This is a genomic window from Rosistilla ulvae, assembly GCF_007741475.1.
Lineage (GTDB): Bacteria > Planctomycetota > Planctomycetia > Pirellulales > Pirellulaceae > Rosistilla > Rosistilla ulvae.
This window is the reverse complement of sequence record NZ_CP036261.1, coordinates 5,094,332-5,109,539: the sequence shown is the minus strand read 5'-3', so window position 1 is coordinate 5,109,539 and position 15,208 is coordinate 5,094,332. Positions and strand designations below refer to the sequence as shown.

The 15,208-nt window shown below is 57.9% G+C and carries 8 protein-coding genes; 1 reads left to right on the top strand and 7 read right to left on the bottom strand.

The genetic code is table 11. The annotated features are described in order from the left end of the window. Window positions 1–29: 29 nt before the first annotated feature. Complete coding sequence (locus EC9_RS17990) at window positions 30–1,337, bottom strand: DUF1501 domain-containing protein (RefSeq protein WP_145347360.1); 1,308 nt, start codon at window positions 1,335–1,337, stop codon at window positions 30–32. A gap of 675 nt (window positions 1,338–2,012) precedes the next feature. Between EC9_RS17990 and EC9_RS17985 the strand changes: the two genes are divergently transcribed. Beyond that, window positions 2,013–2,372, top strand: a complete 360-nt coding sequence (locus EC9_RS17985; protein WP_145347358.1) for a hypothetical protein — start codon at window positions 2,013–2,015, stop codon at window positions 2,370–2,372. A 111-nt stretch (window positions 2,373–2,483) separates the two neighbouring features. Here the strand turns inward: EC9_RS17985 and EC9_RS17980 are convergent, their stop codons facing one another. The 6 genes from EC9_RS17980 to EC9_RS17955 all read right to left on the bottom strand — a co-directional run bounded on the left by EC9_RS17980 (window position 2,484) and on the right by EC9_RS17955 (window position 15,167). Further along, window positions 2,484–4,688 (bottom strand): peroxidase family protein, encoded by a 2,205-nt coding sequence (locus EC9_RS17980; RefSeq protein ID WP_218934240.1) that lies wholly within the window; start codon window positions 4,686–4,688, stop codon window positions 2,484–2,486. 331 nt (window positions 4,689–5,019) lie between these two features. Next, entirely contained in the window at window positions 5,020–6,579 is a 1,560-nt protein-coding gene (locus EC9_RS17975) for a sulfatase family protein (RefSeq protein WP_145347354.1), read from the bottom strand. 126 nt (window positions 6,580–6,705) lie between these two features. Next, a complete protein-coding gene (locus tag EC9_RS17970) occupies window positions 6,706–8,106 on the bottom strand; it encodes a sensor histidine kinase (RefSeq protein ID WP_246106146.1) in 1,401 nt (466 codons plus the stop codon). A gap of 249 nt (window positions 8,107–8,355) precedes the next feature. Further along, window positions 8,356–10,356, bottom strand: coding sequence for a DUF4129 domain-containing protein (locus tag EC9_RS17965; RefSeq protein WP_145347351.1), 2,001 nt, complete (start codon window positions 10,354–10,356; stop codon window positions 8,356–8,358). 48 nt (window positions 10,357–10,404) lie between these two features. Then, a complete protein-coding gene (locus EC9_RS17960; protein WP_218934239.1) occupies window positions 10,405–11,409 on the bottom strand; it encodes an L-threonylcarbamoyladenylate synthase in 1,005 nt (334 codons plus the stop codon). Further along, window positions 11,406–15,167: a peptidylprolyl isomerase gene (locus EC9_RS17955; RefSeq protein WP_218934238.1), complete on the bottom strand. Its 3,762-nt coding sequence runs from the start codon at window positions 15,165–15,167 to the stop codon at window positions 11,406–11,408. The genes EC9_RS17960 and EC9_RS17955 overlap by 4 nt, the downstream gene beginning before the upstream one ends. Window positions 15,168–15,208 lie beyond the last annotated feature (41 nt).

Here is a 15,208-nt window from a genome sequence, read left to right as displayed (position 1 = left end):
CTCAATCATAATCGCTGCTGATCAATCGGCTAAGCCAAAATATCCTTGATGACCTTGCCACCATCGATGATCTCGATCGGACGGTCGCCGGGAGCCATCAATTCCTTGTCGGCGACGATGCCCAATTGGTGATACATTGTGGTCGCCAGATCTTCGGGAGTCACAGGATCGAATTCAGGTTCCGACGCGGTTGCGTTGGACGCTCCGTAGACCGTGCCGCCCTTGATACCACCACCAGCCAACATCACGCTGAAGACCTTTGGATAGTGATCGCGGCCAGCATCCTTGTTGATCTTAGGTGTGCGGCCGAATTCGGTCGTCACCATGACAAGCGTCGAATCGAGCATGCCACGCTGTTCCAAGTCATTGATCAATTGGGTCAACGCGTGATCCAGTGGCGGCGTCGAGCGTTTCATTCCGGCAGTGAGGTTGGAGTGCATGTCCCAACCGCCATAGGTTAGCGTGACCAAGCGACAGCCCGCTTCGACCAGGCGACGAGCCATCAGCATCCGCATGCCAGCGGTGTTTTCGCCGTAGGCCGCTTTCATCTTGGCATCTTCTTTGTCCAAGTCAAACGCGGTCTTGGCTTCTTCGCTGCCCAACAGGCTGTAGGCGCGGTCGTAGAAGGTGCTCATCGCACCGACGTTGTCGGCGTTGGTCAACGAGCCAAACTTTTGGTTGATAACTTCCAGCGCCGATTGGCGACGTGCGAAGCGTTCCCCATCAGCACCCTTGTAGAGGTCCAGGTCGCGAACCTTGAAGTTCTTCGACGCCGGATCGGCACCTAGTGCAAACGGGCCGTACGAGCTGCTGAGGTATCCGCTACCTGCAAATTCGTTGGGCTGGTTGGGGATGCAAACGTACGGTGGCAAATTGTTGCGAGGACCGTATTCGTGGCTGACGACGCTTCCAAAGCTTGGGAAGATCAAAGCCGGGCTGGGCTTGTAGCCGGTGAACATGTTGTGCGTGCCACGTTCGTGAGCTGCTTCGCCGTGAGTCATCGAACGGATGACGCAGACTTTGTCCGCGATGCCAGCGACTTCCTTCATCGATTCGGAGAAGACTTCGCCCGTGTTGGTCTTCACGGTCTTCATCTCACCGCGAAATTCGATCGGGCTGTATGGCTTGGGATCGAACGACTCTTGTTGGGCGATACCACCAGGCAAGAAGATGTGGATCACGCTTTGCGCTTTGGCTTCGATGAAATCGTAGTGCTTCAGATCAGCGCGAGCTTGTTGCATCGAGAGCAGTTGTGGCAGCGACAGCCCCAAACCTCCCAAGGCTCCTGCGGCGACAAATCCACGTCGACTGATTGCGTTACCTTGACACTTAAACATCTCAAGAGACTCCTGGCAAAATTGATACGATCGATCACTTGCAAATCTGCAGATTTTGGAGATCTGGCAGATTGTTCGGTTACGTTTGGGTGCCGGCCTTTTCCACGTTGGATTGGGTCCGCCGCGTTACCGATTCGGGTTGGATACTGCCGCGTTACGCGCTTCGGCTCTGCGGTGTGTACTTAAATAGGTGGGATAGGGGCGGGGCTAAGTCGACTGTATTTACGATCAAATAATCTAACACGGCCGGCTTGGGTATGTCAAACATTTCGGTATTGCCAGTCGGCAAATTTAGTCTAACCGGACGTAGGAGCCGGAATTGCCCCCTAGCTTGGGTTTGTGAATGACTAGCGATTTTGGGGGTTAAATTGACTGGTGTAGGTTTTCCATCCGCTATCATTCGCCAATATATCGCGTCAGAAAAATTTTTGGTTTATTGGGCGGGTCGCAGGGCACGTGGTCCCCGGTCGCCTCCGAAAGGCCGTTCGGAGCGCGACGAACATAGGGAAACGTTCGGTTTGGAAGGCGTGGGGCAATGTAGATTTGCGCTAATCGGGGGGGCTGCCTTCAGCTTTCTCGAAATTTGATCAGGGCTTGATTCCGCTACCCCCCGTTGGCTATTAAAATGCTCGCTAGCTTAGATAATCCTTGCCGGTCGAACCTGGAGAAGAAAACATGCGAATGATTGCCGTTTTGGGACTTGTTGGAATCAGTGCGGTCTTGTCGTTGTCGGCGATCGCCGACGAGGGCGAGCCGAAGCATTCGATCAAGGAATGCATGAAGACCTGCTTTAAAGGTCCTTTAATCAAAAAGGTTGCCGGCGGTGAAGCATCCGACGAAGAGAAAGCCAAGTTGCACGAGATGATGGTTGCGATGGCGAAGGCAACACCCAAGAAGGGTGATGCGGAGAGTTGGAAGACCAAGACCGAAGCGTTGGTCAAAGCTTCCAAGGCTGCCGTCGATGGCGACGCAAACGCAGCGGGGATGTTGAAGAAGGCTGCAAACTGCAAAGCGTGCCATTCGGTTCACAAGTAACACGATGCCGAAGAGTTCGATTTCGAACACTTAAAATTCATCAAGCCAGGCGAACATCAGCGGTTCGCCTGGCTTTTTTTGTTGTTCGCTAGCACCGCCGACGGTGGTGCGCTACGCGTACGTGGTACCGCTGGCGGGCAACACGAAGACGTTGTCCTGCACCGTGTCGGCCGTGGTGTTGCGGCGGATGATATCGCTAAGTTGAGTATCTTTCACCATGCCCAGATCGGTGGCCGACAAAGCGTTTTCATACCAATAACGATCGCCGTCACGTAAGCGTTCGAATTGGTCGACGATGATGGTGTGGAAGGTCTCGCCGAGGTTCCCGTCGGCGACATGATCTTCCGACAGTCCACCAACCCATAGATCGATGTGGTCGACACTTTCGTAAGCCGATTGCAGTCGGGTGACTACTTCGGCGTCGCTGCTGATCTGTTCGAAACAGTCGATCCGTCCTAGCCCCAGCGCTTCCCGGGTGTCGTTGTAACTGGACAGCCCGTGATCGCGCCCGCGTTGGATATTGAGCGAAGCCAAGTCCATGCCTCCTTGCCCGGGTTCACCGAAAAGGAAGTTGCGGACGTCGTCGATCACATACGGATCGATCGTCTGGCTTACCTGAGCCGCGGCGCCTTGCAGGATGGGGGCGATGCCGCTTTCCAACAGCGTGTCGGCAGAGAAGAATGCGTCTCGCAGAGAGACGTTCCCCGCGGCGATCTCATTGCCGTCCGGATCCAAACGCAGCAGTTCCGGCGATAGTGTCGTGTGCCCAAACCGGAACGCGGCAGTCGAGAACTCGGTGGCGATCGATGGATCGACCATCGCGTCGTAGCCCGCGTAGGCGTCTAAGGCGTTTTCGCCAAGCAGCGTGGGGAGGAATTCGTTGTAGGTGATGTGTTGCAATTCAGCCCCAACGATCGCACGGGCTCGTTGAAAGATCTCTTCGTCGACCGCAGTGTCACTCAGATCGCGACCTTGATATTCGGTGGCCGCCAGTTCCGCAGCGATCCGGTTGTGTTCACGTGAGAACAATGTATGCATCGAGGTCAATGCGATGTTCTCACCGACGCGGACATCGCCTGAATAGAACCCCAGCTGGCCATGCTCGTCGGTTTCCATCGGCAGCAACTGGTCGGGCATGGTCAATTGACCTCCCGCAAAGCTTCGCAGCCGCGTCTCGGTTTCCGCATCGGAACCGTAGATCTGCGACGCATCGATGTACGACGTTAACGAATTGTATTGCTGCCGTACGCCATCGGCATCCAGGTCATATCCCGAACGATCGAAAGGCATCTGTGCGGTGCCGGTGCCATAGGGATCAAAAAACGGATCGCCTTGCGGGATCGCAATCGGGAACGATTCCCCCGAGTCCGCTTCGCTCAGGTCGATGTCGTGATCGATGAACTGGCCCCAGACCCACAGGAAGTCGGTGATGTCACGATCGTTGGGCAGATCCGTCACCTGGTCGTTCACCAGATTGCTGATCGTTCGTACGCTGGGACGATCCGATCCGGCAGGTGTGTTGTAGTCGTCGCCGTAGTCGGCCGGGGCGAGCCGAAGCAGTTGGCTGCCTGTCGCTCCAAAGCCACTGTCGTGATGCAGGTTGTTCTGAGTTCCATCGATCGTGCGGAAGTCATCGTGGAAGTCGACGATCGGATCATCGACGATCGGGGGATCCGATGGAGTTGTTGGCATCGCCGGGTTGCCATACTGGCCATCGGTTTGCGTTATCTGCACGCCCGAAAGGTCAACGGTTAGGTTGAGCGTAAATTGGTTGTTGTCGCCATTGATGTTGATCGTTGGCGCCAGGACCAGTTGGATGTTGTTTGTGGTCCCCGAGTCGCTCAGCTCATGTTTGAAATCTCGCAGCAGCGCTTCGATATCTTGCACTAACCGGCTTGCCAGCTTGCTGCCGGGGGCGTGATCGTCGCGCGGCGTTTGGTCTTCGCTTGCGTGCGGCGGCAGCGGATCAAATAGATCGTCGTGCGTGACGTTGGGACTGTCTGTTGATTCAGTCGGGTTGCACGGTGAAAGGTCCACGTCGCAACTGGCAGCGCTTGGTTTGCAGTCCGCAACTTCCGCAACCGGTTGGCAGTCGTGGCTCGGCGGTTCGGCGGGGTGAACCAATTCGGAAATCGATGCCCCGCAGAGGCTGCTGGCCGAGAGCACGATCAGTGGTTCCATCGTCTCGACGCAAAAGCCGTGTTGGTCGGCAGCGAGGCTATCGTGTTTGCCGGGTCGGGTGGATCGAGGGAGCAGCGCGACCGCACGTTCGATCCATGAGCGCTGTTTCGCCGTGGCGGTTGGAGATTTTTGCATCGTGAAGCTTAGCCTGTGTCCGAAGTAGTGTTGGCGTGCGGTCGCGATCAAGCGACCTCCGCGGTGTCGGACTCGGTAAGCAAAAGGGGGGCCAAAGTTAGCCCCACCATGATTTTTACCCATCAAACCTCGGTTTCTGCGGCTCGCCGTCGGGCCCGTGTTGCCAAAGAACAGCCCGACACGATGCCTTTGCGGGACGTGTGTCGGAAAAACGCAACATGAGAATGGGCGGTGGCGCCGACGCGTGCGGCGCAAAAGAAAGCGACGCCGTAGTGCGGCGCCGCAGCATGAAGTTCATTGGGACGTGTCCCGTATTAACGCTTCACGCGGATCACTTCGCTTCGCGATTGAGCGGCTGATCGACGACGATCGCTGCGGGGAAATCGGCTGCGTCGTTTCCGCCCCGTTCCGCCCAGCGTTTGTTTTGCGAACGGCCACGCGGCTGGTTCATCGGGATGTCCATTCCGCCAGCATCGCCCAGCATCTCATACAAGCGATTCTCCATCGCCTTGGCGACCGATCGCATCGCGGGATCGTTGATCAGGTTCTTGGTTTCTCCCGGATCGGCTTTCAGGTCGTACAGTTCGTCGACATCCCACAATCCGTAATAGGTGATGTATTTGTATTGGTCGCCCCGCAACGCAAATTGAGTCGGCGATTGGGGAAAGTTCTTTTCCCAGTAGTAGACGTACAAGAAGTACTTTCGCCAATCCATCTCGGGCTTGTTCGGCAGTTCGAGGAAACTCTGGCCGTCCATGTATTCCGGCGTCTCCAGTCCGGCGGCATGCAGGATCGTCGGCCCGACATCGATGTTGCCGATCACCGAATCGACGACCTTCCCACCTTCATAGAGATCGGGACATTGCATCACCATCGGGACGCGGATCGATTCTTCATAGGCGACGCGTTTGTCGATCAAGCCGTGTTCGCCCCACATGAAACCGTTGTCCCCCATGTAGATCACCAGCGTTGAGTCGTACAGTCCCATCGCCTTCAGTTGGTCCATAACGCGGCCGACGCTGTCGTCGACTGCCAGGACCGATTCGCAATAACGGCGGTACAGGTAGTCCAATCCGTTGTCGCTGTGGTAGGAGAAGTCGATTCCGTGCCAGCTGTTGCGTTGATCGCGGACCCAACGCGGCGCGTTGTTCGCCGCCGAAATCTCTTTTCCTCGCGGCAAGAAACTCAGGTCTGCATCAGCATATCGCCCGGCATGTCGTTCCGCGGGAGTGAAGTTCGAATGGACTGCTTTATGCGACAGATACAAAAAGAAGGGCTGTTCGGAACCCTGTTGTTGCTTCAGCCAATCGATTGCGTAATCGGTAAGTTCGTCGGTGATGTAGCCTTTCTGTTTGACCCGTTTGCCGTTGACGTTCAGCGTGTATTTGGGGTTGGGAGCCAGGTAGTTTCCTTGACCGCGAAAGCTGATCCAATGATCGAAACCTGGTCGCGGATCATCGTGTTCGCCACCCATGTGCCACTTGCCGACAAAGGCTGTCGAATAATCGGCTTGCTGTAGATATTGCGGAAAGAATCGAGTTCCCGCCGGGACGGTTCGGTTGTTGTCGATCACGCGATGCTTGTGCGTGTACAAGCCGGTCAGGATCGAAGCTCGGCTGGGGGAGCACAGCGAGGTCGTCACAAACGCATTTTTTAGATGGACGCCTTGGGATGCAATCGAATCCAGGTGCGGCGTCTCGAGAAACGGATGCCCCATGAAACCCATCGCGTCGTAGCGATGGTCGTCGGTCAAGATGAATACGACATTGCGAGGTTTGGCCCCGTCGCGTTTGCCCAGCACCGGCAGGTCGGGCGTCTCGTTTGCTGTCGACAATGAACAGCACAGCCCCAATAGAAAGCACAAGCCACCGGTAGTAAAACGCGAGCGCATCGACAGTCTCCAAGCAGATAATCTTCGTTGAATTGGATCCTCACAAGGGGCGTGAGGTCCTCTCTTCACAAGATGATAACGTCGCCTGATTCAACATAGAAGTCGTTTGTCGCGAATTGAGCAGGCTTAGCCGGACTTCGCGGTCTGCAACGAGACGGCCGCGGGGGAGCAGGGGAGGACGGCTTCGAAAGTCGAACCTTTTCCCGGTTTGCTTTGCAGCCGCATCGAACCGCCAAACGACTGAACGATGTTCTTGACGATCGCCAATCCGAGCCCGGTGCCGCCGTATTGCTGGTCGCGAGCTTTTTCGACGCGATAGAACCGCTCGAAAATCCGTTCCTGATCCTCGTGGGGAATTCCCAGGCCATCATCGGTCACCGCGATCGAAACCTGTTCCTCTTCGGGCTGACAGCTGACGCGAACGTGACCACCAACCTGAGTGTATCGCAGGGCGTTGCCGACCAAATTGTTGACGACCGTTAGCAGCGCTTCGCGTTCGCCCAAGATCGTGCACGCTTCATCGAACGGTTCCAAAATCAGTTCGATCTCCTTCTGGGCGGCGACCGGTTGGTAGGTTTCGCAGCATTCCTGGATCACCGGGAAGACCAGCACGTCGACGGGGGCGGCGGGTTGCGAGCGGTCTTGAGCTCGGGCCAGATGCATCATGTCGGCGATCAAGCGTTCCAGTCGATCGGCTTGCGAGAGGATTTGGTCGACGAAATGAGGCGCGATTTCTTTGTCGTCGATCGCACCTAATTGCAACGTCTCGGCGTAACCTTTTACCGCCGCCAAAGGAGTCTTCAGTTCATGCGATACGTTGGCGACGAACTCGCGCCGCATCGCTTCGAGCTGCTTGAGCTGCGTTTGGTCGTGAATCGTCAACAGGACACCACGCCGCGATTCCGATGGCAATGTGCTCGATTTGACCAACAGTTGTCGCATGTCGGTCGATTGAAGTTCGACCTCGGAATCTTCGTTGGTGCTTAATGTCTGGTTGACCAGATTGGTGACTTCCGGCACCCGGATCACTTCCAACAACTTGCGGCCGACGGTGGTTTCTTTGTTCAGTTTCAAGAAACGGCAAGCGGCTTCGTTGACCAGCAGAACACGGCGTTCGTCGTCGATCGCGACGATCCCTTCGACCATGTGAGCCAACACCATAAAACTGCGGCGGCGATCGGCTTGCAATTGTTCGATCTGGCCGCGCGTCGACTCTTGCAGTCGATTGAGGTGTTGCAGCAGTTGAGCTTGTTCGCCGCTGAACATGGGAGTCCGCACACGCGACGCCAAGTCTCCGTTGGCCAAGTCGTTGGCCCACCACATCAGTTCGCTTTCGGCCTTCGTGTGCCGCGTCGACCGCTGAACCAGCCAGATCGAAACCAAGGTAGCGATCACGCCATAAGCGACAGCAAAGCGGATTGCCAGCTGGCTGCGATACTCCAGCGGTACCGATGCGATCGTGACTCCGCCCAGCAGCAAACCGATCAGCCCAGCAATCAACAATGCCTTCCACAGCGCACGCAGCATATCCAAGATTGCAACCCTACTTGCTTCCGGCTCTCGATTGTTGATTCATCACGTTCCCACGACTGTTGGTCCGGCGGCGATCTTGAAAATCACCAGGAGTCCCACCGGCTCCGCCAACGCGACTTCGGCAGGACGTTTGTCTTTCTAATGTAGCCAAACGGTTCGCGAAGGAACACTTGGGGCTTTCGGAACCGTTTGGCGGCCGGCGCCGTGTGGGACGGGGCTTTTTCGAGTCGGATCGCAGGTTAATTATCGGTTAACTTTTGGAGGGCCGGACCGCGCGGCCGGGCGTGACGCCGGTTGCTGCATGAACGACCAGAGCGATTGCAGCGTCTTGCGATGCGCCGGGTTGACGTTCCGATTCCCGTAGACGACCACGTTGTACATCTCTGCCGTCAGCATGATGTTGCGGGCTTGTTCCGGGAAACGCCCTCCTAACAACTGCGTGAACTCGGTCGGAGTCAACTGTTCGGGGCGCGGACAATCGTGCTCTCGAGCCCAAGCGTTTAACGCATTGAAGGAGACCACAACGGCTCGCTCCATCGAGATCGAGGCATCGTCCAACGGGTTGGCATAAGCCGAAAAGGGACGTGGCGGAGCCGGAGGGACAATCGTCCTTGCCGCTTCCACTGGTGGTTCGACCGCACCGTTTCCTCCCCAGCCGCCAAATAGTTCCCGCAGCCAGCCGACGATCTCGTCCCAGTGACGCATTGCGTAAAAGGCGACGATCCCGGCCAGGAGGGCGAAGATGAGGAAACGCAACAGGCCCGAGAGCTTCGACAAAATGTCGGGCATCTTCCAACCCTCGCTTGGCGGCGGGGGAGGAGGTTCCGAAGCGGAGTTCCCTTGCTGATCGCGAGGCTCGCCAGCGTCCGATTCCGATTTCGGATCGCTGCCATCGGAAGCCGCCTTCGAATCGTCGGCCGACTCGCCGCCGGATTCCGACTTCTCGTCATCAGTTTTCTCACCGCCAGACTTCTCACCACCGGACTTCTCACCACCGGACTTCTCGCCACCGGACTTCTCGCCACCGGACTTCTCGCCACCGGACTTCTCGCCACCGGACTTCTCGCCACCGGACTTCTCACCGCCGGACTTCTCGCCACCGGACTTCTCACCGCCGGACTTCTCACCGCCGGACTTCTCACCGCCGGACTTCTCACCACCGGACTTCTCGCCACCGGACTTCTCGCCACCGGACTTCTCGCCACCGGACTTCTCGCCACCGGACTTCTCGCCGCCGGACTTGTCACCGCCAGGCTTCTCGCCGCCGCTACCCTGCTCTCCTTCGCCTCCTCTTGCATTTTCCGGCTTTCCCTTCTCGACTCCTTCGTCGCCCCAGCCCTGCTTGTTCGATTGCAGTCCTTCGGGCGAGCTGACCGAGGAGGGGAGTTCCAGGGATGCCAGCAGTTGGCCGGGTTTAGGCAGTAGGAAGCAGAGCATCAGCAGGCCGGCGACCAAGGCGGCTCCAAATCCTAGCCAGCGGATGCTGATGCCGGCCGGCATGTCGACTCCACGCTGCCGCAGATAGCGACGCATCCCCAAGAAGCTGGTTGTGACCAACAGCAAGAGCGAGCTGGCAAGATAGATCGCCAAGCTTCTCAACGCTGAATCGCGCGTTGCGGTGTCGCCGGGCAACAGAACTTGGCCAAGTCCGTACAGTGGGATCGCGGCGAACGCTAGGTACAAAATCCACATCCCCGGTCGGTGGCCACGCTTCTTTCCGCGGGGCCGCTGCGGATCGTTGGTGCCGGTGGCGGCTTGATCGTTATCGCGGCGATCGGTCAAGCTTTGTGTCGTGCCATCCAACGAGACGTCGCTCTCCTGTTTGGCGGCACCACCGAACAGACCGCCCTGCATCAGCCCCTCGCCGCTGGCATCGGATTGTTCGTCGATCAACGTGCAATCGATCGTGATTCGATCGGCCAGGTACCAGATCACGGTCAGCAGGCCCACGACCATCAGCATCCCTTCGCCGACGAAACGCATCGTCGACAGCAGCGTCGCGGCTCCCAGACCCAACGCAAACGCCATCGCTCGGCCGCGTCCCTCTTCGATCGCGATCCGCGCGATCCCGACGGCTGCCACGATAAACAGGAACAGGATGTAGTTGATCCGGGCAATAAAATCGCCGCGATACATGCACAGCGTGAGGAAGTAAACGAGGCTGGCGATCATCGTCACGATCAACGCAGGGTTGAGTGCGATCACGATGTAATCGATCGTCGTCTTGTCGCGTCGTTGAACCATAAATAGCAGAGCCCTCGCCGATATTCTAATGCAAACCGGTGGCGGAGGTTATTCGCGACAGGCGGCCCGTTTCAGTCGATCCATGATCGCGCGGCCGACTCCTTCAGCCGCACAGGTATCGGTCACGATCGCATCGAGCCCCATCGCGTCGAGTTCCCGCATCGCGGCAAACAAGTGTTGGCCGACGCGATTCAAATCCCCCGTGTCGCTGAGCACTCGGACGACGGCAAAGGTTTTACTTTCTTCGGGCGACAGCGGCTCAAATGCGATCCGCCCCACGCGGCCAGCGGGAACCGAGGCGGATGGATCGGCAAACAACAGCGGCGTTCGAGGCGAATAGTGCTGAAGCATCATGCCAGGCGCCTCCAAGACGACGGGACGCTGGTCGACCGGCAGCAGCGATTCGACGGGAATGTTCCATCGCGTGGCAAGCGTCTCCGCCGTGATCGCCCCCGGCCGCAGCAACCGCGGTTGTTCCCCCAATGCCACGATCGTCGATTCCAATCCAATCGTGCAAGCTCCGCCATCCAATACCATCGAGACGCGATCGCCCAATCCATCGACAACATGTTGCGCCGTCGTGGGGCTGACGTATTTCGATCGGTTCGCACTGGGAGCCGCCAGCGGCAGCCCGCTGCGCCGAAGCAATTGTTGCATCACGGGATGACTGGGGATCCGAACCGCCACGGTCGCTTGCCCCGCAGTGACCGCGTCGGGCAAGCGTTCGGATCGGGGCAGCACAATCGTCAGCGGCCCTGGCCAGAGGTCGGCGATCGCTTCGAATTGATCCATCACGACCGGATCCAAGGGCCAGCGGACGACTTGTCGCATCGCCGCGACATCGGGCAGATGGACGATTAACGGATTGTTGTCTGGACGCCCCTTGGCGGCGAAGATCTTGCGAACCGCCGATTCGTCCAACGCGTTGGCCGCCAATCCATAGACAGTCTCCGTCGGCACGCCGACGAGTTCGCCTGCGGCTAGATACTCACATGCCGCTTCAATCGATCGATCGGTTGCCGCGACCGATCGCATGTTGGGGGAGACTGTCATGAGAAGTAGGCGTCGACCTGTTGAGCTTCCAGTTCGTCGTCCTCGTCGTCGCGCCCCGAGTGATCAATCGCCAACGTCGGTGGAACGGCAAAGGCAGCCGCATCGGTCGGCTGGCTGAATTGTTCGCCCGCCAGCGAGATAATCGAAAGTCGATTGATAATCCGCAAAGCATCGATTGGCGTTAGACGGCCATCGCGATTCGTGTCGTAGAAGCGTCCGGGGAAGGCCGTCAGTGTCGCCAGTTCCGGCAACGCGTTGGTCTGGTGGTCGATGAATCGCCGCAGCGTCAACTCATTCAAAATATTTAACGCGTCGATCGGTTCGACAGTTCCCGATCCGTTGACGTCCAGCGGATCCGATGGGTTGGTCCAGAAGTGACCACCCATTAAACCGATCGTGGCATCGCCGGAGATCAAATTGCGGAGCAGGCCGGCGGCGAGAGTCTCGGTCGATTCGATCTCCCATTGGCCCAGCAGACGCAGTGCATCGAGGTCGGGAATCGTGATATCCAATCGGTCGTCGTTGGGACCAAGTTTCGTAAAGCCGCCGAGATCGAGCGTCAATTGGCTGGCATCCTCGATCGCGATCGCTTCGATTCCTGAAAACAGGTGCTCGCTGCCGGAGAGGTCGAGCGCGCGGTCGAGTCCCGCGGTGGTCAGCGTATCGATGCCGCCGCCAGCTGAAATCGCGAGAGCCGCATCACCGGGCAGCGTCGACGAGAGATCGCCGATCGTCCATTGGCTGTCCCCGTCGCCGTGAACCAATGCCAGCGACGATGCTCCCGCAGCTCGGAATAGAGTAACGCCATCCTGTTCGACTAACAATTCGCCGTCGGGTGACGCGGTGAAAGCGATTGTTTGTCCGTCCAGATGAACGACAAACGGACTGGCCGTCGCGCCATCGACAACGGGAATACCGCTCAATCGATCGCCATCGGAAAGCGAAAGGTTTCCATCGGCGGAGATCCCAAAAACGACATCGATGTCGCCGGGGAGCATCCCCGCAGGGATCGTGAATGGCACCATCGCCGTTTGATTGGCGATAGAGAAATCGCTGACGATCAGTTCGCCCGGATCGTTGAAGCTGCCGTTGCGGTTGAAGTCGGCCCAGATATCGACAAGTCCCGTCGTGTCGGTGGTGATCGTTAGGTTCGATACGTTGTCTCGCGCCGGATCGGCGACGATGCTGCTGGAGAAGTCGACCTGCATCGGTTGCGGCTGTTTGCCGACCACGATCTCCACACGTCCAAAATCGATTGCTTCGACAGGGACCGGGATGGGGGAATCCACCATCAACAGCTCGTGCCCGATTCCCTCGGGAGCACTTCCGACGGCAGTGAACAAACCGGGGGCGACAGCTTGCATCCGGATCGTCGCCACCAAAGCGTTCCGAATATCGAAGACGTCCGCCACGCCGCCGAGTTCGTCGACCAAGTTGCCACTGATCGATCCGTCGATCGAAAAGTTAAACGTCGGCCCAAACTCGATCGCATCGCCACCGACCGGGACTGCGTGGGATGAGTCAAAAATCAAATCGAGATAAGCGGAAAAAACGTGACGTGAGGTGAACTGGCGGTTGTCAGCGACGTGAACGGTTATCAGGAATTCATCCCCCACAACCACTTGGTCGATCGGAGTTCCCGCGATGTCGGTGGCACCCAAATGGAAGATCGCTTGCGGTGTGCCTGCGACATCGATCGACAGTGTTTCATCAAACGTGTTCCCCGCCAGGTCGGTATAGCGGATGTCGACCGCTTGGGTTCCGACATCGGTGGAACCAGGTGTCCATTGAAGCCGACCGGTTGCGGGATCGAGCGTCATGCCTGTCGGCGCGGTAATCAGGCTGTACACCAAACCGTTTCCTTCTTCGGCGTGATCGATGTCCAGCAAAAACGGCCGCGTGGCCAAAGCACCTGCGTTAAGCACCTGGTTCGATTGCGAAGGAACGATGCGATCCAGAGTGATAACCAGCGGAGATTCAAGCGTCGTGACGACGGTATCAAACGTCTGACGCACTTGCAGCGAAACCTCGCCGTCAGCTTGTCCCGACAGATCGACACCCCCAAATGAAACGCTTGCTCCCTCGGCAACGGTGCTGCCGATCACGTCTTCGCCGATCATCAATTCAACCGTTGCGCCCGGTTCGGTTCCGGTGACGGTAAACGATGGCGATGTGGCGGATGTTAGGTTGTCGGTATTGCTGACACCAGTGTCGCTGGCAGTGTCGAGGTTCAGCATCAAATCAGCTGTCGAATCGACGGAGACGACCAAACGCTGCAAATCGCTTAGAAGGCTATCGGGCGATTCGGCAGCGGGTGTCTCGGCTCTTCGCACTCCGACCAGAATCTCTAGTTCGCCGACAAATCCACTCGGCGGCGAAACACTTAACTGGCCCGTCTGTGGATCGATCGCAAATTCGTAGGGGACATCGCCCAAGCGATAGGCGTCGAAGGCCACCGCGTCGTTTTCGATATCGGTTGCCGATAATTGCAACACAAGCTGTTCGCCGGCAGCGACATGTGGCGGCGCGATCGGATTCAAAAAGGGCGCAGCGTTGTTGTCGGCTTGGAAATCATCGGCGGTGACCGAAACGAGGAACGTTTGTTGCGACTGGTTCCCCTCCGGATCGGTGATCGTTACTTCCACGTTCACCGGTCCCGTCCCCGCACCGGTCGGCTTCAGCATCAACAATCGGTTTTGGGTGTCGTTGAAAATCTCCGCGGATGTGATCGTCACGGGGCCAAACGCGTTGAGATAGCTGGCATCGACCGATTCAAAAGCGTTGACGGGAACCGCATTGATCGCATTGCGGACATTCTGTCCTTCAACTAATTGCCCGACGACGGGATAGAGGAAATCGAGTCGGCGTTGAGCCCCCGCCGTGACAAACAATTGGGAATCACCGCTGTCGTCATCGACCTTGGCGAAGCCCAAAACGCCATCGCGATTGTATTGCAGATCGGCGTGATATTGGTCGTCCAACGGCCCCAACGGGGAACCTCCCGTTCCGGTGCCGCCATGGTCGCCGAACTGGATCAAGCGATCCGGCGCGATTCGGTGGATGTCCAAATCGTCGTAGAAGCCGCTGTCGACAAGTTCGATCACGCGCCCCGCGGCATCGGGGACGCGATCCTCGAACAGCTCGAATACCATCTCGCCAAAGTCGGCGACTGAAAAACGAACGCTGGCGTTTGTGTCATTGACCGATACCTGCAACAAGCTAGGATCCGAACTGGTCACCGTGATGCTCAACGCATCGCCATTGGGATCGTAGCCGTCGATCGGCACAAACAACGGGGAACCGATGCCCACGGTTAGGTCGTCGATGGGGAAGAAACTTGGTGCGGCTCCGGCGGGAATAAAGATTCCCGCTGACGTTGCGACTTCGTCCGGCGTCAACACTCCCGTCGCTCGCGATTCGTCGGGAAAGATCCAGGTCGGCAATTGAGTGATCGCAGCGTCGAGCCCCGCTTGGTTGATCAAGTGGTCCGCGTCGGCAGCTTCGACATAGGTCAGGTACCTCGCACCATCGCCGAACGCCGCCAATTGTTCGGTCGTCTCCGCCGACCAACCAGCGCCGTAAAGGACTGCACCGGCTTCGGTCAACTGTTTCGCAAACGCGACCAAATCGCGAGCGGGTTCCCCTTCGGCAACCGTTTCGGCAAGCAAAGCGGCCGGCTGGCCGACGGGCTGATCGAGATAACAGACAGCCAAATCGCTTGCCAACAATTCGCGACGAGCAAGATTTTCCAGGGTCAAACGCCGGTTTCGCCGCCGCCCGGATGCACTTGTTCGATTGG